The following is a 14,063-nucleotide window of genomic DNA, read 5'->3' on the forward strand; positions in this document are numbered from 1 at the left end:
CCTGGGCCTTTGTCATTTCCGCTTGCGGGCGAAGGGATACGCCTGCTGCGCCAGGAATGTCCCGGGCATGTCGTTGTCCAGGATCCCGTAGTTCTGCGGCAGCCGGTTGCCCGCCCCGCGCACCGCGGTGCCGAACAGATAGTCGATGAAGGAAAAGTGCGCCGCGTAATTCTTGTCTATCGCTTCGGTGTCGGAAGAGTGATGCCAGTGATGGAAGTCCGGCGTCACGATGATGTAGCGCAGCCAGCCCCACGGCAGTTTCACGTTGGAATGGATCAGCACCGCCTGGAATCCCACGATGATGATGTAGGCATCGAGCACCGCCTTCGAAAAGCCCAGCACGAACAGCACGCCCAACACGGCCACGCGCGTGATCAGCAGTTCAACGATGTGCAGGCGCGAGCCGGCCAGCCAATCCAGCGTGCGCGTGCTGTGATGCACGGCATGGAAGCGCCACATGAAAGGCACCTCGTGATAGATGCGATGCGCGGCGTATTGCGCCAAGTCCGCCACCAGCACGGCCACGAACAGCTCCAGCAGATATGGCATCGACTGGATCGCCTGTTGCAGCGGTTCGTACCCCGCCCAGGAAAACAGACGGTGGATGAAGAAGTTGATGCACAGCAGCACCGCGCCCACCGACAGGTGATTGAACAGAAAGTGCTTCATGTCCACCTGCCATTCGCCGCGGAACACGGGCTGGCCGGGGTACAGCGGCGTCAGCTTTTCAAAGATGATGAAGACGGTGCTGGACGCCAGCAGATCCAGGATGAACCAATCAAGACCCAGATACGGATGGCCGCCGGTGTTGGTGGCATTGACCGCTACCTGGCTGCCGCCAGCAGCCACCGCGCAGCACACCAGCACGAACGCGGAAATATTGAGCCAGCGTTGCCGCCCCAGCACAGTGTTGGCCAGCGCGATCGAACCGGACACCAGCAGTGCGCCGAACAGCAGCGTGCGCATGGCTTCCACCGAATAGAAGCTGCGCAGCTCGGGCGTGGTCAGGTAGGCAGGAAAATGAAACGCCAGCACGCCCAGCACAGAAAGAATCGCCAAAAACAGCGCGATCACGCCGCTCATCATTCCGGTGCCGGGATGAATCCGGCCGTCCTGCTTGAAAAGATCCATCACTCTGCGATAGACGGGGGCGTGCTGTTTCATTGGGGATCTGGGACAGTCCAAGGGGAAGCGAGTGTATCGCCGGGGACAGCCCCTTCTGTAAAGAAACGTGAACGCTCACGACAGAATGGCTCATTTCTTGACACCCTTGCGCAGGGTCAACCGCGCACAGCCGTGGTTCGACCCGTAAGGTTGACAAGGCGTTGTCATTGGCGTGTCATGGCCTTTGACGCTGATGATCGCGTCGTGACAGGCGCATCGTCGGTCCCGTCAACCGGTTCCTCAAGAGGCCTTTATGTTCCCTGAATACCGCGAGCTCATCACCCAACTCAAGTCCGAAAACGCTCACTTTTCGGCGCTGTTCCAGCGGCATAACGATCTGGACCAGGAAATCCAGAACATGGAGGACGGCATCAAGCCGTCCTCGGGCGCCGCGATCGAGGTGCTTAAAAAAGAAAAACTGCACCTGAAAGACAAGCTCTACGGCCTGCTCCGCGCGGCCGATCAGAACGGCCACGGCAAGAGCAACGGCAGCTGACCTGCCGCTCGGCGCGGGCTACATCAGTTCCAGGCCCGCGCCCTTGACGACGGAGGCGTACTTCGTCATTTCCGAACGGAAGTACGCCACCGTCTGTTCCGGCGGCATCAGGACGATACGGTTGTTCTGGGTCGCCATCGCCTGCTTCACCTCCGGCGAGTTGAACGCGCGTCCCAGCGCGTCGTAGATGCGGCGCACGTCCGCTTGCGGCAGCTTTGCCGGCCCGACCGCCGCAAACCATCCGCCGATCTCGTAGTCCGCCATCCCCTGTTCGCGCAGCGTCGGCAGGTCGGGCAGCGCCGCCATGCGCTCTGCGCCACAGGCGCCCAGCGCCTTGAGCGCACCGCTCTTGATCTGCGGCAGCACGGACGGCAGCGACAGCACGCCAAAGTCGACCTGCCCGCCGATCAGATCGGCCATCATCGGACCCACGCCCTTGTAGGGAATGTGCCGCGCCTTCACGCCCGCTTGCTGCACGTACATTTCCGCGGCCAGGTGCAGGATCGTTCCATTACCCGAAGACGCGTAGTTGTAGCGGCCGGGTTGGCTCTTCAAGAGCGCGGTCAGCGCCTTGATGTCGTTGGCGGCAATCTTTTGCGGATTGGCGACCAGCAGGAACGGCGTCATGCCCACCATGCTGATCGGCGTGATGTCGGCCAGCGGATCGAACGGAAGGCTCTTGTAGACGCTCGGGAAGATGACATGGTTGTTCGACACCATGCTGAGCGTGTAGCCGTCGGGTGCCGACCGCACCAGCGCCGACGTGCCCACGATGCCGCCCGCGCCCGGCTGGTTTTCCACCACGACGGTATGGCCCAGCGCGGTGGACAGCGCTGGCCCCGCCGCCCGAGTGATCGTGTCCACGCCGGACCCCACGCCCACCGGCAAAATGAATTTCACCGGCCGGTCCGACTGCGCCCACGTCACGCCGGGCACGCCCAGCATGGCGGCGCCCAGCGCACCCAGAACCTGGCGGCGGCTCCAGCGCCCGCCCGCACGTTGATTGCTCATGTCTGTCTCCTGATGGGTTTTGTATCGGCCGACTTGCGCGGCCGTTTACTGCAAGGGCTTCAATCATTGCTCTGACGCGGCGCGGCATGCTGCCCGCCTTGCGCGCGCCCTTACCTCATGCCGCGGCTCCCTGCTCGCGCAACGCTTCGATCTGCCCGGCGTCGTAGCCCAGCGCTTGCAGAAGGTCGTTGGTGTCCGCCCCCAGCACAGGCGGATCGCGCCTCACCCCAAGCCGCTGCCCGTCCATCATCAGCGGAAACAGCGCGGCGCCGGCGGTCTGCCCGGCACGCTCGCCGTCGGGCAGACGGATCTCGGCCAGCCCGCCGGTGGCGCGCAGGTGCGGATCGTCGTACAGCTCCTCCGGCTTGACGATCGGGGCGAACGGCAGGCCGATGCGTTCGAATACGGCCGCCAGTTCGGCGGCGCGGTAATTTGCCAGCCGCTTGCGCAGATCCGCCAGCAGCGTGGGCCGCAACAGCACACGGTCATTGTTCGTGGCCATTGCAGGATCGTTCTTCAGATCGTCGAATCCGAAGGCATCGCAGAACGTCACCCACTGCGCGTCGCTCACTGCCGCCAGGAATATCTGCTCGCCATCTTTGACCGTAAACACGTCGTAGAGCGCCCAGGCGGACACGCGCTGCGGCATCGGCGCAGACGGCTGGCCCGTGATCGCGTACTGCAGCATGTGTTGGCCCACGAGGAACACATTGTTCTCGAACAGCGCCGACTGCACTTCCTGCCCGCGCCCGGTGATGCCGCGCTGGATCAGCGCCGCCATCGCCCCGATGGCGCCGAACATGCCGCCCATGATGTCGTTCACGCTGGTGCCGGCGCGCACCGGATCGCCCGGCCGCCCGGTCATGTAGGCCAGCCCGCCCATCATCTGCACGACCTCGTCCAGGGCCGTGCGCATGGCGTAAGGGCCCGGCAGAAAGCCTTTGTGGCTGACGTAGATGAGGCGCGGATTCGCTTTGGACAGCGAGGCGTAGTCCAGGCCGAATTTCGCCATCGTGCCGGGCCGGAAGTTTTCCGCCACCACGTCGGCGCTGGCGGCCAGCTTGCGAGCCACTTCCGCGCCTGCCGGGCTTTGTATGTCCAGCGCGATGCTCTTTTTATTGCGGTTGAACATGGGGAAAAATCCCGCGCCAACGCCCAGCAGATGACGCGTGCGGTCACCGCGCACAGGTTCTACCTTGATGACTTCGGCGCCCAGATCGGCCAGGACCATTCCGCAGGTGGGGCCCATGACCATGTGGGTGAACTCCACGACGCGCAGGCCGGCCAGCGGCAAGGGACGGGAGGATGGGGGAACGGCGGCGTTTTGCATGGTAAGGCTCGATGTCGATGCGTGATGCGCGCGCTCAGGCCGGCTGGCCTATGCGTGCAGGATAGGTCTTGGGCAGGCCGGCGCGCCACAGCGCGCCGTGCAGGGGCTGATCGGGCAACCACCGGGCGGCGGCTTCGCGCAAGGCGAGCAGACGGGGCAGATCGACGCCCGTCTCGATGCCCATGCTCTGCAGCATGAACACGAGGTCCTCGGTGCTGACGTTGCCGCTGGCGCCTGGCGCGTGCGGGCAGCCGCCGATGCCGGCCAGGCAGGCGTCAAAGCGGGCTACCCCGGTGTCCAGCGCGGCCAGCACGTTCGCCAGCCCCAGCCCCCGTGTGTCGTGAAAGTGCGCGCAGCACAGGCGATCGCCCGCGATGCGCCTTGCCGCCTCAAACAGGCGTCCCACCGAGGCCGGATCGGCATATCCCACCGTATCGGCCAGACTGATGCGGTCGGCGCCGGCATCCAGCAGCGCCTGCATGAGCCGCAGCACTTCCTCCTGCTGCACTTCGCCCTGCAACGTGCAGCCAAAGGCTGTTCCGACGCCACCCTCGATCAGCATGGACGAACCCGCCGCGTCGCGCGCCGCGCGCATCTGGCCGACCATCGCCACCACCTCGTCCGGCGTCTTGCGCAGGTTCGCCAGGCTGTGCGCGTGGCTGGCCGACAGCGGCACCAGCATCAGGTGGGCGCCGCTGGCCAGCGCCAATTCAGCGCCCTTCAGATTGGGAACCAGCACGGACACCGTCAGGCCGGCAAGCTGCGTGGCATGCGCGATCAGTTCCGCCGTATCCGCCAACTGCGGCAGCAGGCGGGCGGGCACGAACGAGCCCACTTCGATCTCGCGCTGGCCCGCCGCGTAGGCCGCGTCGATCCAGTCGAGTTTGGTCTGCGTCGGCATGACGACAGAAAGGCTCTGCAGGCCATCGCGCAGGCCCACTTCACGGACCGTGACGGCCGATGGGCGACAGGCGGGTTCTTGAATAGGCATGGCAACAAGGCGTCGAAAAAGAGAAATCCCAGTGTAGATATTCTCAAACCAGCCAAAAGCGGTATTTTGGAACGCATAAAATTCCGTTTCGGAACATCAAACAGGATGATCGCCATGCGCGACCTCGACATCACCACCCTGCGGCTCTTCGTCTCCGTCTGCGAGACCGGCAACATTGCCCGCGCCGGCCAGCGCGCCAACATCGTGGGGTCGGCCATCAGCAAGCGGCTCGCGCAGCTTGAGGACACCGTGGGCGCCAAACTGCTGACGCGCAAGCGCCGGGGCGTCGAGCCCACCGAAGCCGGCGAAACGCTGCTGGAGCACGCGCGCGCCATCCTCGCCAGTTCCGAACGCATCGAACGCGACATGTCCGCCTACGCCAGCGGCGTAAAGGGGCAAGTGCGCATCCTGGCCACCGCGTCGGTCCTGGCCGAATCCCTGGCAGAGGACATCGCGGCCTTTCTTCAGGCCGCTCCCCACCGCAACATCCGGGTCGACATGGAAGAACGCGTCAGCCAGGAGGTCGTGCGCGGCGTCCGCGAGGGCATCGCCAGCCTGGGCATCTGCTGGGATGCGGCCGATTTTCATGGGCTGGAACAGCGTCCCTACCGGGGCGACCGCCTGGCCATCGTCACCGCGGCGGGCCATCCGCTAGCTGACCGGGAGGCCGTTTTCTTTGAGGACGCGCTGGAGTACGAGCATGTGAGCATGCCGGCCGCCGGCGCCGTGCTGCGCATGCTGCAAACGGCAGCCAACGACAGCGGCAAGGCGCTGCGGCACCGCGTCACGGTCAGCAACTTCGATTCTGCGTTTCGCGTCGTGCTGGCGGGACTGGCCATCAGCGTGGCGCCCATTGAAGTCGCCACGCCCTATGCGATGGCGCACGGGCTGCGGGTGCTGCCGCTGAAGGACGCCTGGAGCCGGCGGCGCTTTGCGATCTGCATGCGTAGCGAAGCGGCGCTGCCTGCGGCGGCGGCATTGTTGCTGGATCATCTGGTGGCGGCGGGCGCGAGCAGCGAGTCGTGAACTGGCGTGGGCATGGACGGGGCTTCGGCGTGCGCATCGACCGGGAGCAGACAAGTCAGGAATGATTAGCCATGCTAATCAAAGATTAGGATATTTAGTTTTTCTAATTTTCCTGCCAGCGCTAGGCTGAGCGCCCCCTAATGACCGTACCAGACCTTGCAGCATGTCCACCGCCTTCATCCCCGGATTTCTCCTCGGACTCAGCCTCATCGTCGCCATCGGCGCACAAAACGCCTTTGTGCTGCGGCAAGGCTTGCGCAAGGAGCATGTCTTCCTGATCTGCCTGACTTGCGCGCTGTCCGACGCCGTCCTGATCGCGGCGGGCGTGGCGGGCTTTGGCATGGCGGTCGAGCTGCTGCCGTGGCTGGAGCCCGCCATGCGCTACGGCGGCGCCTTGTTTCTCTTTGTCTACGCGGCGCGCAGCCTGCACTCGGCGTTTCGCAAGCAGCACGACCATCTATCACCTTCGTCCCGTCACGCAAATAGCCCGTTAGCGGCGCTGGCCACGTGTCTGGCGCTCACCTGGCTAAACCCGCATGTCTACCTGGACACCGTCGTCCTGCTGGGCTCCATCTCCAGCCAGTACGAAGGGCGCAAGCTGGCCTTTGCTGCCGGCGCGATCTGCGCGTCGTTCTGCTTTTTCTTTGCGTTGGGATATGGCGCGCGGCTCTTGCGACCCGTCTTCGCCAATGCCACCGCGTGGCGTGTGCTGGACGTCAGCGTCGGCATCCTGATGATCGTGATTGGCGTACAGCTGGTGAGGTAATCCTCATCCTTCTGGCGGACGGCGAAGGCAGCGGCGCGCTGCTACGCTGCCCTACCCGTCGTCCTTGAAGGATCGTCCGCCATGAGAACCGCAGTTGGCGCCGCCTGCGCATTGGCCATCCTGCTGTGCAGCGGTCCGGCCGTTGGCCAGTATGTGGTGCGAACCCAGGACATGAACGGCAAATGGAGCGTGCCCAACCCGCAGTACGAAGGCGTGCCCGAGCTGTTCCGGGCAAGCTCGGGCGCCAAGCGTGCCTGCCTGGATCGCGGCCCGCCCAGCAACCTGTACCGCGCCACCAAGGTCATCGACCTGCGGACCGGCGAAGAGGTGCTGGTGGTGGACTGCATTCCGATCCGCAACGAGCAGCGCCAGCGGTCGGAGCAGATTCGGGCCAATGCGTTGAAGGCGGCGCCGACGCAGTGACCACTCGTTCTTGAAACTTGTCGCCGTCCGTGATGGCGCGCCGCCAGGGTTCGGCGGCGAAAGCCACGCGCCTTTGCGACGAGCGCCCTATCGCTTCTTTTGCGCGCCGTCCCTTTCGCCCGCGGACGCGTTCATGTAGTCCTTGACCGTGCCGTCCTTGTTGTAGGTCACCGTCAGCGTGCGCTGATCCTGCATGGCGCCGTACTCGCTGTTGTTGAAGTAGAACCATGACGCGGTGCGCAGGCCTTGCGGGTTGACCTGCTGCGTGCGAGGGGGACCAAAGTCGCGGACCATCTCATCGAACGTCGTGACGTTGATCTGGATGGCTTGCACCTTATCTTGCGTGATCATGTCTCCCGGCGCGGGAGCAGCGCAGCCCGCCACGATGGCGGCCACGAAAAGCACGGACGATCTCATTGAACTTCCCCAGTCCTGTGTCAGCCGGCAAACGCGGCCGTTGTGTTTGTGAATTCCGAACGAGCATAAGAATACTCTGCCCGCTGCCGCGCGCAGCGTGGGCGTGCGCCGCAATGGCCGGCTAACGCCTGTCACGTTGCGGTCATCTACAATGCCGCCAGTTGCCGAGCGCGAAGTGGCGCCGGCCCGCAACAAACAGGCAGCATGACCCGCGCGAAGAAATCAGCACCCAGAAAGAGAGCACCGGCCAGCAAAAGCCGGGCCGCCCCCCCCGGCCGCATCTACCGATTCCTGCGAACGTTCACGCGCACGTCGCTGGCCGCTTTCGGCGCGGCCACGTACGCGCTGAACCCGCAATGGCGCGCCCACTTCTCCATCGACGACATCCTTGCGCGCGTCGGTTGGCCGACCCAGGAAAAGTTCGCGCCTGCCGCGGTGCCCGCCGGCGGCATGGCGCACACGCGCTTTGCCGACTGCCCGCAATTCTTCCCGCAGCAGCGCCCGCCCGTCGTGCCCGCCAGCCAGGCGCTGCGCGAGCTGTGCTTTTCAAACTTCGCCATCCTGCACAACGGCCAGACCAAGACGCCGGTGTTCGTGGCCGAGCGCCTGAACCGCAAGATCCTGACGCAGGCGCAGGGCATGGAGCGGTCCGACAAGTTCTATGCCGAGGCACGCGTGCCGCGCGCCGAACGCGCTGAACTGACGGACTACAAGGGGTCGGGTTACTCGCGCGGTCATATGGCGCCGGCGGGCGACATGTCCACGCATGAGGCCATGGCGCAAAGCTTTTCGCTGGCCAACATGGTGCCGCAGGACCAGCGCCACAACGGTGGGCCGTGGAGCCAGATCGAACAGGACACGCGCAAATACGTGATGCGGGCATCGGGCGACGTGTATGTGTTCACCGGGCCGTATTACGGCGACAAGCCCAAGGAGATTGGGTCCGGCGTGGCGGTGCCCAGCCATCTGTTCAAGGTCGTGTTTGATGCGTCCACGGGGCGCTCGTGGGTGCATTGGCAGGCGAACAGCGCGAGCACAAAGACGGGCGCGCCGATCAGTTATGAAGAGTTCGCGCGCCGCACGGGGATGCAGTTGCTGCCGACGGGGAACTGAACGTCTCGTCGGCGTTGACTGCCCGGTTTTGGTTTAGGTGTCGACCGCATATCGCCCGCGGCGCCTACTTCGGCCGCGGCGATGGCAACCCCTGATCCACGGCGGGCCACTCTCCGGCCCGCAGGCGCGGCAGGCACAGCACCATCGCCTTCGCCACATTGCGCACCTCTTCCTGCAACGCCGAGTCCTCGTCCAGCTCGGCATGACTTGTGGCATACGGCTTGTAGTAGCCAATGTAGCGATCCAGCTTCGACGACGCCCCGGCATCCACCAACCCCATCCATTCGAGCCAGTCGCAGAGCGCGCGCCGCTGCCCCTCAATGCCCGCCACGTCGCCGTGCACCACCACGCCGTAGGCGCGGCCGGCCAGATGCTTCGGAAACGGCCACCCGTCCATTTCGATCTGCTTGGCCTTCATCGCGTCTTTGCCTGACGTCGTCGTCGGATCGGGGTTGCCGCCATCCGCACAGACCAACCGGTCAATCATCAGCTTCAGGACGCTGGGCGATTGATACCAATAGGTTGGCGCGAGCAGGATCACACCATGCGCCGACACCCACTGCTCGTAGATGTCGTTCATCGCATCGTTGTCCTGCCCGAGCGAATGATTGGGATAACAGCTACAGGGCCAATGGCAAAGCGGCATCGCGGTGGACACGCAGCCTTTGCAGGGGTGGATGAGGTACTGGTATTCCGACGTCAGGCGGCTCAGATCCAGCATGTCCGCCTGCACACCGGCCGACTCCAGTTCATCGCGCACGATTTCCGACAGCCGCCAGGTCTTTGAGACCTCGCCAGGACAGGTCCCGTCATTGCGCGCCGCGCCGTTGACCACCAGGACGCGCGAGCGCGTTTCCGGATCGCGCTGCACCAACGCCGCGCGCGCGAGGCGGTCATGGGCATCTTTCCATTCCACAGATAAGTCGTAATCGGGATCTGCGTAACCAGACCCCGCCTTGACGGTATCGGGCGCCTTGCGTCCATTCTCGTAGGCATCCCAGGCGATGGCTTCAATCCTTTCCAAGGCTTCGGTTTCAGACTTGAATGCCGGGTCATAGAAGCGGCGCATGAAACGCAGGCGGAATGTGTCTCGGGGCAGCTTGCCGGAATATTGTCCTGTTCGGATGTCGAGCTTCGGATTGGCCATTGCAGTGGTTCCGCGAAGATGAACCCTGCCAGGCAGCAACTCTCATGCCCGCCTGCTTGCCGCATGGCTTGCATTCGGCTGATGACTGCGCGGGCGCGTCTAACCTTTCAAGGGCGCATCGAGTGCAGTAGGATGCATCGACCGACTGGAGGATTTTATGCAAACAGCAAAATGGGACTTTCAGATCGCGCAGCCCGAGCAGGAAGGCGATGAATGGCGCATCGGCTACACGCTGATCTCACCGATTGCCGGCGTGCCGTCCGAACGCATTGCCATCGACGAGCGGTTTCATTCCGCCCACGGCGCTATTGCCGAGGCGACCCGCCTCGCGCAGATTCATGTTGCGGACTTGAACGGTGAAGCGCCGACGTTCGAACGTCCGAGCGATGCCGAGGTGCCGTTCGACAAGGACCAGCGGTTCTAGGCAGCCCCGCGCAAACAAGCAAACGCAGCCACGCGATCATCTCTCGCGTGGCTGCAACTCGCTACGTTTGTGCGTTCTACGACAGGCCGTTCAGCGGGCCGGCGCCGGTGCGGTGCTGGCTGGTGTAGCCGGCTTCGCCGGGGTGGCGGGTACCTGGATCTCTTTCTTGCGCAATACCCCACCGCCCTGGACGCTACCCTGCACATTCGTGGGCGAGGTCATCTTCGCCACGCAGGTTGCACGCTGCGATTCGGGCAGACGGTTGCAGCGAGCCAGCTCATTCTGCCGCAACTGCTCGGGGCTCTCGGCACTTAGATTCTGACGATCACGCTCTTGCCGCGCCGCGGCCGCTTCGCGCAGGCACGTCTCGAGCGGTTGGCCGGAAGCACCACTCTTGCAGGTCGCGACATCCTGCTGGTGCTGCGCTTGCGAGGTAGCGCTGGTGTCAGCGGCGTAGGCCGCGCCCGTGGCCCACGTCATACCCGCCACGCAAAGAATCGCGGAAACTCTTTTCAGGGGCACTTGAACAGCATTCATCTTGTGAACAGTATTCATGGCAGCTCCTCAAAATAGGGACATGCGCCCGGCGACACGCCGAACGGAATCTCCCGGCGATATATCTAACACGCAGGGTTCAGAAGTAGCAGCAAACGAAGTAACGCGATGTGTCAATCGCCGCGATCGATAGGCGTGTTTCAACGCGCAAGGTAGGCGCGTACGAGTTCCATCAGATACTGGCCTTGAGGTGTCGGCGTGGTGTCACGGCGGCGCACGATATACACATCCCGCGCGATGTCGGGATCCAGCACAGGGATCGACTTCAGGCCATACCCATGCGCTTCGAACAACGCCGGCATGATGGTCACGAAATTGCCCGATTGCACCAGCCCGATCATGGTGGCCAGCTGATCGACTTCGATGGTCCAGGGCAACTCCAGCCCGCGAGCGTTCAGGACGCTGTCGATCTGCAAACGGGTGGAACTGACCGGATTCAGCCCCACTACCGGCAGGCCCGGCAGCTTTTTCCAAGACAGCTTGCGGCTGCGTGGCGCCAGGGCAGAACCCTCGGCAAACACCAGGTTGTAGCCATAGGTGGCGACGCGCTCGGCCTCCAGGGTGGGACCGAATGACACCGGCGTGGTGATGCCGAATTCCACCTCGCGCTCTTCGACCAGTCCCGTCGTGACGGTCGCGTTGCCGTCGCGGATGGACAGATACACCTGCGGATGCCGTGCATAGAATTCGGGCAGCACATTCGGCAGCACCGAATAGCCTACCGAAGCCACCGTGCTCACCATCAGCGTGCCTTCGTGCCCCCGCGCGCGGCGGGCGGCCTCGGTCAGGCTGGCATCCATCTGGGTAACGATGGGCAGCACGCGCTCATACAGCGCGCGGCCTGTCGACGTCAGCACCACGCTGCGCGTCGTACGTTCAAACAAGCGCCCGCCGATTTCGGATTCCAGCTTTGCGATACGCCGGCTCAAGGCAGACGTCGTGACGCACAGCAGCGCGGCGGCCGACGTGTATTGGCCCATGCGCGCCACGCAGCAGAACGCGCGGATATCTTCCAGATCGTAATTGATTCCCATGGATCAAGAATCGTTGACATTTTTTCGATAGACGTAACTATACGCGCGGCCTGAACATGCGGGGCATCACTTCAACGAGCCATCATGAATCCACAAGGCAAGGGCATTTTTCTGAAATCGATGAACAGCTTCTTCGTGGGCGGCGCGACCGCCGTGCTTGAAGGCCTGCCCGTCGAATATCGCAGCATGGTCCTGAACGGTTCCCCGCGCGAGGTCAACCCGAACGGAGAGCAGGTCTATGGGCAGATGTATGTCCAGGAATACCGCCTGGCACAGCCCCGGCATCCGGATCCGGTGCTGCTTTGGCATGGCGGGGGCATGACCGGCTGCACATGGGAAACGACCCCCGATGGCCGCAACGGCTGGCTGTGGAAATTCCTGGATGCCGGTTACGACGTCCTGGTCAGCGACGCAGTGGAACGCGGCCGTTCGTCGTGGGCACGCTTCCCGCAGGTGTATCGCGAGTCGCCCGTCTTTCGCACCAAGCGCGAGGCCTGGACGACGTTTCGGATCGGACCCGTCTACGACCCGGATCCGCCGCAGCGAAAGGCCTATGCAGGGCAACAGTTTCCCACCGAGGCGTTCGACGCGTTCGCCAATCAATGGGTGCCGCGCTGGCCGGGCCACGAGTCGATGATCCTGGCGGCGTACGAAGCGTTGATCGACCGGGTGGGGCATTGCCATATCGTCGCCCACAGCCAGGGCTCGGGCTTTGCCGCCGAGATTGCGCGCCGCCGTCCTCAAGCAGTGCGCCGGGTGGTGGGCGTGGAGCCTGGCGGTATGCCGCAAGCGGCGCCGATTGAAGCGCTGCCGTCGCATCTTGTTGTGTGGGGCGACTTCATTGAAGCGTCGGGCTCGCACTGGGTCGGCTACCGCCAACAAACCGAGCGTTATCTGGATTCCATCCGGAGGTGCGCCGACGTGTCGGTGCTGGACCTGCCCGCCAGCGGCGTCGCGGGCAATTCCCACCTGCCGATGATGGACCGCAATAGCGACGAGGTGTTCCAACGCGTCTTGAAGTGGCTGCAAAGCTGAAGCAACACGAACGAAAACAACAGGAGACAACCATGACCATTCGACCCCTTTCCAGCGCGGCGCTGCTGGGAGCCCTTGTGTTGGGAGGAACGAGCGCGGCGCATGCGCAGGCCTACCCCGCCCATCCCATCAAGCTCATCGTGGGCTACGCACCGGCAGGATCGGTGGACACGTTCGCTCGCATCATCGCCCCCGAACTGGGCCGCGAGCTGGGCCAGACTATCGTCATCGAGAACGTCGCGGGAGCCGGCGGCATCATCGGCGTCACGCGCGCCGTCAACGCCAAGCCCGACGGGTACGCCGCGCTCATCCAGGGAGCCACGCCCGAAGAGTTGAGAACAATTTTTCCGGGTATGTGGAAGCTGCAAAGAACTGCTCTTGTCTCGAGAAACCCCTCATCATCAACCGCTCCTAATGCTTTCATCGCCGCGTGTCGATCGCTCCACAAGAAGCATCCGCACACCGGCTTGGCGCGACTTATCGGGGATCAATTGCAATTGCAGAGTATCCCCCTAGATCCGGACGAAGGCCGTCGACCTGTCGCGTCTTAACGAGCTTGCCGGCCGGAGTTCCACGGCTAGAGATTTCGGGTGGCCACTCCGTCAAAGTGGCCCTGCAGCATCATCAGCGCAGCTGTTTTGAAGTCCTGCATCTAATGCCTGGCAGATGGGAGCCGGTGGGTATGTGGGTGAAACTCGGGGAGCCGGTGGGCACACCCTGTGGTCAAGCGCGTGGGCAGGCGGAGCCTGTCCACCGTTTGTCCATCAGCGGTTGTCCACGGGTTGAGCGCAGCGAGCCGAGTGGTCGCGCAGCGATCATCCACATATCCACGGGTTCTGATGAATGTCTTTTGACTTGGTGTTTAGCGGCTAAACAGAGCGGCGAGAGGCCGTTTGTCAGTGCGTTAACGATAACGGACTATCCGCAGGGCCTACTGTGCGCAACGCGTGGCACTACCGATAGCTAGAGCTGTCTGTCTTGCCTGCTCCTTGCCCGAAGTGGTCGTAGCTGAACGGCCGCTGCCGGTCGAGGCTGTGTGGAAACGCGTTTCGTCCTAACACCCACAGCGCAATAGCCTGGTCCGCATCACCTTGGGCGGTCTTCACTTCAATTTTTCGAAGCGGGGCTCAC

Annotated in this window: 16 protein-coding genes; 8 read left to right on the forward strand and 8 right to left on the reverse strand. The window is 63.7% G+C overall.

Annotation, left to right across the window (positions count from 1 at the left end; genetic code table 11):
• Positions 1–12: 12 nt before the first annotated feature.
• Positions 13–1,164 carry a sterol desaturase family protein gene (locus tag B3098_RS03150; protein WP_286890778.1) on the reverse strand — a complete coding sequence of 384 codons (1,152 nt, stop codon included), beginning with the start codon at positions 1,162–1,164 and terminating at the stop codon, positions 13–15.
• A gap of 253 nt (positions 1,165–1,417) precedes the next feature.
• Here B3098_RS03150 and B3098_RS03155 point away from each other — a divergent pair, with 253 nt between their 5' ends.
• Complete coding sequence (locus B3098_RS03155; protein ID WP_175125986.1) at positions 1,418–1,660, forward strand: YdcH family protein; 243 nt, start codon at positions 1,418–1,420, stop codon at positions 1,658–1,660.
• 18 nt (positions 1,661–1,678) lie between these two features.
• On the opposite strand, the gene B3098_RS03160 is transcribed toward B3098_RS03155, so the two are convergent.
• The 3 genes from B3098_RS03160 to B3098_RS03170 form a co-directional block, all read right to left on the reverse strand.
• Positions 1,679–2,671 carry a Bug family tripartite tricarboxylate transporter substrate binding protein gene (locus tag B3098_RS03160; protein WP_218343202.1) on the reverse strand — a complete coding sequence of 331 codons (993 nt, stop codon included), beginning with the start codon at positions 2,669–2,671 and terminating at the stop codon, positions 1,679–1,681.
• A 115-nt stretch (positions 2,672–2,786) separates the two neighbouring features.
• The gene (locus B3098_RS03165) at positions 2,787–4,001 is read right to left on the reverse strand and encodes a CaiB/BaiF CoA transferase family protein (RefSeq protein ID WP_175138277.1); all 1,215 of its coding nucleotides are present in this window, start codon (positions 3,999–4,001) and stop codon (positions 2,787–2,789) included.
• A 34-nt stretch (positions 4,002–4,035) separates the two neighbouring features.
• Positions 4,036–4,992 carry a hydroxymethylglutaryl-CoA lyase gene (locus B3098_RS03170; RefSeq protein ID WP_286890783.1) on the reverse strand — a complete coding sequence of 319 codons (957 nt, stop codon included), beginning with the start codon at positions 4,990–4,992 and terminating at the stop codon, positions 4,036–4,038.
• Positions 4,993–5,106: 114 nt separating this feature from the next.
• On the opposite strand from B3098_RS03170, the gene B3098_RS03175 reads away from it, so the two are divergent.
• The 3 genes from B3098_RS03175 (at position 5,107) to B3098_RS03185 (ending at position 7,207) form a co-directional block, all read left to right on the forward strand.
• Entirely contained in the window at positions 5,107–6,018 is a 912-nt protein-coding gene (locus B3098_RS03175) for a LysR family transcriptional regulator (protein WP_286890785.1), read from the forward strand.
• Positions 6,019–6,181: 163 nt separating this feature from the next.
• A complete protein-coding gene (locus tag B3098_RS03180) occupies positions 6,182–6,784 on the forward strand; it encodes a LysE/ArgO family amino acid transporter (RefSeq protein WP_286890787.1) in 603 nt (200 codons plus the stop codon).
• A gap of 81 nt (positions 6,785–6,865) precedes the next feature.
• Entirely contained in the window at positions 6,866–7,207 is a 342-nt protein-coding gene (locus B3098_RS03185; RefSeq protein ID WP_286890791.1) for a hypothetical protein, read from the forward strand.
• Positions 7,208–7,294: 87 nt separating this feature from the next.
• Here B3098_RS03185 and B3098_RS03190 read toward each other — a convergent pair whose 3' ends face one another.
• Complete coding sequence (locus B3098_RS03190) at positions 7,295–7,624, reverse strand: hypothetical protein (protein ID WP_175125979.1); 330 nt, start codon at positions 7,622–7,624, stop codon at positions 7,295–7,297.
• Positions 7,625–7,828: 204 nt separating this feature from the next.
• Between B3098_RS03190 and B3098_RS03195 the strand changes: the two genes are divergently transcribed.
• Entirely contained in the window at positions 7,829–8,737 is a 909-nt protein-coding gene (locus tag B3098_RS03195) for a DNA/RNA non-specific endonuclease (protein ID WP_286890794.1), read from the forward strand.
• A gap of 64 nt (positions 8,738–8,801) precedes the next feature.
• On the opposite strand, the gene B3098_RS03200 is transcribed toward B3098_RS03195, so the two are convergent.
• Positions 8,802–9,884, reverse strand: coding sequence for a flavodoxin family protein (locus B3098_RS03200; protein ID WP_286890798.1), 1,083 nt, complete (start codon positions 9,882–9,884; stop codon positions 8,802–8,804).
• A 157-nt stretch (positions 9,885–10,041) separates the two neighbouring features.
• Here B3098_RS03200 and B3098_RS03205 point away from each other — a divergent pair, with 157 nt between their 5' ends.
• Complete coding sequence (locus tag B3098_RS03205; RefSeq protein WP_175138273.1) at positions 10,042–10,308, forward strand: hypothetical protein; 267 nt, start codon at positions 10,042–10,044, stop codon at positions 10,306–10,308.
• 90 nt (positions 10,309–10,398) lie between these two features.
• Here the strand turns inward: B3098_RS03205 and B3098_RS03210 are convergent, their stop codons facing one another.
• Both B3098_RS03210 and B3098_RS03215 read right to left on the reverse strand, forming a co-directional pair.
• Entirely contained in the window at positions 10,399–10,863 is a 465-nt protein-coding gene (locus tag B3098_RS03210) for a hypothetical protein (protein ID WP_286890802.1), read from the reverse strand.
• A gap of 140 nt (positions 10,864–11,003) precedes the next feature.
• Entirely contained in the window at positions 11,004–11,897 is an 894-nt protein-coding gene (locus B3098_RS03215) for a LysR family transcriptional regulator (RefSeq protein ID WP_279972560.1), read from the reverse strand.
• An 84-nt stretch (positions 11,898–11,981) separates the two neighbouring features.
• Here B3098_RS03215 and B3098_RS03220 point away from each other — a divergent pair, with 84 nt between their 5' ends.
• Both B3098_RS03220 and B3098_RS03225 read left to right on the forward strand, forming a co-directional pair.
• Complete coding sequence (locus B3098_RS03220; protein WP_286890805.1) at positions 11,982–12,932, forward strand: esterase; 951 nt, start codon at positions 11,982–11,984, stop codon at positions 12,930–12,932.
• A 32-nt stretch (positions 12,933–12,964) separates the two neighbouring features.
• The gene (locus B3098_RS03225) at positions 12,965–13,483 is read left to right on the forward strand and encodes a Bug family tripartite tricarboxylate transporter substrate binding protein (RefSeq protein WP_286890808.1); all 519 of its coding nucleotides are present in this window, start codon (positions 12,965–12,967) and stop codon (positions 13,481–13,483) included.
• The last annotated feature ends 580 nt before the right edge of the window (positions 13,484–14,063 follow it).

Source organism: Achromobacter sp. UBA2119 (genome assembly GCF_002331005.1).
In the GTDB taxonomy this organism is placed as follows: Bacteria; Pseudomonadota; Gammaproteobacteria; order Burkholderiales; family Burkholderiaceae_B; genus Achromobacter; species Achromobacter animicus.

Bases quoted from the DNA above. Each gene is read 5' to 3' on its own strand.
- B3098_RS03150 (WP_286890778.1), bottom strand. From the start codon at position 1,164: ATGAAACAGCACGCCCCCGTCTATCGCAGAGTGATGGATCTTTTCAAG.
- B3098_RS03155 (WP_175125986.1), top strand. From the start codon at position 1,418: ATGTTCCCTGAATACCGCGAGCTCATCACCCAACTCAAGTCCGAAAAC.
- B3098_RS03160 (WP_218343202.1), bottom strand. From the start codon at position 2,671: ATGAGCAATCAACGTGCGGGCGGGCGCTGGAGCCGCCGCCAGGTTCTG.
- B3098_RS03165 (WP_175138277.1), bottom strand. From the start codon at position 4,001: ATGCAAAACGCCGCCGTTCCCCCATCCTCCCGTCCCTTGCCGCTGGCC.
- B3098_RS03170 (WP_286890783.1), bottom strand. From the start codon at position 4,992: ATGCCTATTCAAGAACCCGCCTGTCGCCCATCGGCCGTCACGGTCCGT.
- B3098_RS03175 (WP_286890785.1), top strand. From the start codon at position 5,107: ATGCGCGACCTCGACATCACCACCCTGCGGCTCTTCGTCTCCGTCTGC.
- B3098_RS03180 (WP_286890787.1), top strand. From the start codon at position 6,182: ATGTCCACCGCCTTCATCCCCGGATTTCTCCTCGGACTCAGCCTCATC.
- B3098_RS03185 (WP_286890791.1), top strand. From the start codon at position 6,866: ATGAGAACCGCAGTTGGCGCCGCCTGCGCATTGGCCATCCTGCTGTGC.
- B3098_RS03190 (WP_175125979.1), bottom strand. From the start codon at position 7,624: ATGAGATCGTCCGTGCTTTTCGTGGCCGCCATCGTGGCGGGCTGCGCT.
- B3098_RS03195 (WP_286890794.1), top strand. From the start codon at position 7,829: ATGACCCGCGCGAAGAAATCAGCACCCAGAAAGAGAGCACCGGCCAGC.
- B3098_RS03200 (WP_286890798.1), bottom strand. From the start codon at position 9,884: ATGGCCAATCCGAAGCTCGACATCCGAACAGGACAATATTCCGGCAAG.
- B3098_RS03205 (WP_175138273.1), top strand. From the start codon at position 10,042: ATGCAAACAGCAAAATGGGACTTTCAGATCGCGCAGCCCGAGCAGGAA.
- B3098_RS03210 (WP_286890802.1), bottom strand. From the start codon at position 10,863: ATGAATACTGTTCACAAGATGAATGCTGTTCAAGTGCCCCTGAAAAGA.
- B3098_RS03215 (WP_279972560.1), bottom strand. From the start codon at position 11,897: ATGGGAATCAATTACGATCTGGAAGATATCCGCGCGTTCTGCTGCGTG.
- B3098_RS03220 (WP_286890805.1), top strand. From the start codon at position 11,982: ATGAATCCACAAGGCAAGGGCATTTTTCTGAAATCGATGAACAGCTTC.
- B3098_RS03225 (WP_286890808.1), top strand. From the start codon at position 12,965: ATGACCATTCGACCCCTTTCCAGCGCGGCGCTGCTGGGAGCCCTTGTG.